Annotated in this window: 4 protein-coding genes and 1 pseudogene; all 5 read right to left on the bottom strand. The window is 46.4% G+C overall.

What is annotated here, in order from left to right:
• A pseudogene (locus ACTIE6_RS20650) lies at positions 1–200 on the bottom strand (DUF4199 domain-containing protein); the annotation flags it as partial.
• Between the two features lie 33 nt (positions 201–233).
• Positions 234–794 (bottom strand): DUF4199 domain-containing protein, encoded by a 561-nt coding sequence (locus ACTIE6_RS20645; RefSeq protein ID WP_439558436.1) that lies wholly within the window; start codon positions 792–794, stop codon positions 234–236.
• The gene (locus ACTIE6_RS20640) at positions 791–2,074 is read right to left on the bottom strand and encodes a dihydroorotase (RefSeq protein WP_439558435.1); all 1,284 of its coding nucleotides are present in this window, start codon (positions 2,072–2,074) and stop codon (positions 791–793) included. Before ACTIE6_RS20640 ends, ACTIE6_RS20645 begins: the two co-directional genes overlap by 4 nt.
• Positions 2,075–2,151: 77 nt before the next feature.
• Positions 2,152–2,532, bottom strand: a complete 381-nt coding sequence (gene gcvH / locus ACTIE6_RS20635) for a glycine cleavage system protein GcvH (RefSeq protein WP_439558434.1) — start codon at positions 2,530–2,532, stop codon at positions 2,152–2,154.
• Between the two features lie 75 nt (positions 2,533–2,607).
• A partial coding sequence (gene sprA, locus ACTIE6_RS20630) for a cell surface protein SprA (RefSeq protein WP_439558433.1) occupies positions 2,608–3,460 on the bottom strand: 853 nt, incomplete at its 5' end.

The raw sequence follows: 3,460 nt of genomic DNA, 5'->3' as shown, positions 1-3,460 counted from the left end.
ATAAAACCCTTGCTCTGCTCCCTGAAATTTTTCATTGCCAATACAATGGCTACAATCATGAATACAAACGAAAGCGAGGAAAGCAGCTTGTTCTGACCCAAACCGGCTACATTGATGATGGTGGTGTAAATCATAATGACAACCGAAGCCAGCACGCCGTACTTCAGAGCCACCCGGGCGGTAGATGTTTTTTCTTCCATTTGTTCCTAGATTGTTTCAGGTAAGTTGATAGGTTAAGATTTGTTGTGAAAAACGCCGTAATCCTGCTTTCTCAATATCAATGATATGACGAGAATAGGGATAATCCCCATTACTGTCTTCTTGCTTACTTCATCCATGATGATTTCCGATCGCTCCATACTGCCCACTCCATTATACATCTTCATAAACTCGGCTTCTCCAATGTTCTTCACCAGCTCTGCCTTTCCTTCTAGCATGAGCGCCTTCATTTCGGCCAGGTAACTCGTAAAAACAGCGGGATCAATGTAAGTAACAAAGAAGTAGATCAGCCAACCCGCAATCAGCGCGCCTATGGTATTGACCACATACCCGATCGTCAGGGCTTCCCAGAGGTGCAAAAACCCATTACCAACTTTTTTGCGATAGTACCAGCAGGCACCCGCGATCAGTATCACGTGAATACCAAAATCCATGATCTTGTTATTTCCCAGGGGAACAATGCCCATCAGATACAACCCGATAAAAAATAGGAAAACTAATATCCCCAATGCCAGTCCGAAAAGCAGCGAAAGTTTGAGAATAGGTTTATTAAAATAAGCAATTATTGATTTCATGAATACCACTCCTGTTTACCGTTATTGATCACCCCACTTACTTTGCCTTTCAGCGTCTTCCCCAAAAACGGTGTATTTTTAGATTTCGAGTAGCTTTTATCAAATGTCCATTCCGCCTCCGGTTCAAAGAATGTGAGGTTCGCCAGGTCCCCCACCACAATACCGGCCGCCGGAAGTCGCAGGATTGATCTTGGTTTACTTGTAAATTTCTCAATGATCTGTTCCAGGCCCAATCGGCTGTGCATTACCGCCAGCGAGAAAGCAGTTTCCAAACCTGTAATACCAAAATCTGCGTGGTCGAATTCGAGGTTCTTACTTTCTTCGTCATGCGGATTGTGGTCAGACACGATCGCGTCGATCGTTCCGTCTGCCAGTCCCTCTCTCAATGCAGCTCTATCCTCGGCAGAACGGAATGGCGGGTTAACTTTCAGATTGGTATCAAAACCCAGCAGGTCCGAATCTTCAAATGCAAGCTGGTGCGCGGCTACGTCGCAGGATATGGGCATGCCCCGCTTTTTAGCATCGCGGATCAGGTCCACAGCAACGGCAGTCGAGACAAGTGAAACGTGCAGTACCGGATCGGAGGTACTGTACATGTTTTTTTCCAGCGCGTATTCAAGCAGTTTCAGGTCGCGGATCAGCATCATTTCCTCAGCTAGCGCCGGGATACCCTTCATGCCCGTCAATGTACTGGTTATACCTTCGTGCATTTGTCCGTACAATGCAAGTTCTGCGTCCTCGGGCCGGTTCATCAGTAATGCATTCAGCGGGCGGAGGTACAGGATCGTTTTGAGCAGCAAATCCGCACTTTGCACCGCATGCTCACCATCGGTAAATGCGATTGCCCCGGCGGTATGCAGGTCGATCATTTCCGTAAAATCCACCCCTTCTGCCTTCCGTGTTACCGAAGCAGTCGGGCGCAGCGTAACCAACCCGCCATTGCAAGCCTGGCGGATATAGTTCAGGGTATCTTTACTGTGTACAACCGGATTTGTATTCGGCAGCAATACAATTTCCGTAAAACCGCCGTGTGCGGCTGCGGCCCGCACTGTTGTTAAATCTTCTTTATGTTCAAACCCCGGGTCACGTGCGGCAACGCGCATATCTATCCAGCCCGCAGATACACAAAGCCCATTCAATTCTTTAACAACCGCGTCGGCTGCGGAGAGGTTATCCCCTATTTCTTTTACTTTCCCGTCCTCAATAAAAATGTCTTTAACCTGGCCGCTGAACGGCGATTTACTGTCAATGATTCGGACGGATCGGATTAGCAATTTCATATTCTAAATCTGGTAGCCGGATGCATTTGTTGATCCGGTTTCAAAAAAAAAGCTCCGATTGGAGCTTTAACCTTTTATCAGGCACCTATAAATTTTTGGTAGTCTTCTGCGGATAACAGCCCATCGCCGTCAGCGGGACCATCAAGGCTGATCTTCACCATCCAGCCACGTCCGTAAGGATCTGTGTTCACAAGTTCAGGTTCACCGTCCAGTTCTTCATTTACTTCAAGCACTGTTCCAGCTACTGGTATAAACAAGTCGGAAACTGTTTTTACGGCTTCAACCGAACCAAAAACCTCCCCTTTTTCGAGTGCATCCCCAACAGTATTAATATCCACGTACACAATATCGCCTAATTCGTGCTGCGCATGATCCGTGATTCCGATTGTTGCTGTATCGCCTTCTATTAGAATCCACTCGTGGTCTTCTGTGTACTTTAGATTTGAAGGGAAATTCATGATTTATTAGGTAAGTTTTGGATGAATCTGATCCGCAAATTACAAGATGTGGCGTGTATTTTCCAAATCAAAAATTTATTCAGCCAAATTGAACTTCAACTGTACACCACCCGACGTACTGGACCGGTAAAACGAGTTGGAAACAAGCGGGTCATTGAATGTCCGGTCGAAGTAAAACTGTACGCTCAGGCGGTTATTGACCATATAATTAACCGTTGGCCGCAGCTGGAAGTTGATATTACCTGCAATCGGAATATTCTCTCCGTCAAACTTCCGCTGAATGGACCTGGTATCCCGGAAAGTCATTCCCAGCTGCATCGTCATATCATTCTTCAAAGTCTTCTTAACCCCATTCAGTTTAAATGGCAGTTTCACATTGTTTTTGGTAAAACCGATGTTCACCGTCACATCCTGATTAAACAGTTCTGCCACCTGTGAATTGGAAAGGTTCAATGCAATCGTACGGTCTCTATTATATTCCATTCTCGCCGTGATCCTGCTTTGCGTACGCACCTCTACACCCACCAGCGGCTGGAATTTCTCCGATAAGGTAATTGTGCTCATCGCAAATACCGGAATGTACTGGCCGAGATCATTGAGCCTTGAAGACAATGGATAGCCCGTCACAGCCAGGTTCACATACAAAGCTTCATAGTCGAGCGAGGAAGTGAAGTTACCCACGCTGTAATTGGACATATACTTATGCTTCAATGTAAATGAACTGAAAAGCCTTTTGAATGCAGGCAGCTGCGATAATCCGTTATAGCTGAAATCCCAGTTTGGCATCGGGAATTTCAGGAACGGGTTTGTACGTGATGTATTCGGATCTTTGCCCGTATAGGCTGCAAAGAATGACGAAATCAGTACATCCTGGGAGGTTTCGTTGTACTCACCTCCGCTCCTGTTTTCCTGGTTCAGCCTGTCGCGG

Source organism: Dyadobacter sp. (genome assembly GCF_051859145.1).
In the GTDB taxonomy this organism is placed as follows: Bacteria; Bacteroidota; Bacteroidia; order Cytophagales; family Spirosomataceae; genus Dyadobacter.
The sequence above is the reverse complement of the archived record's forward strand: the minus strand, read 5'-3'. Positions and strand labels throughout refer to the sequence as shown.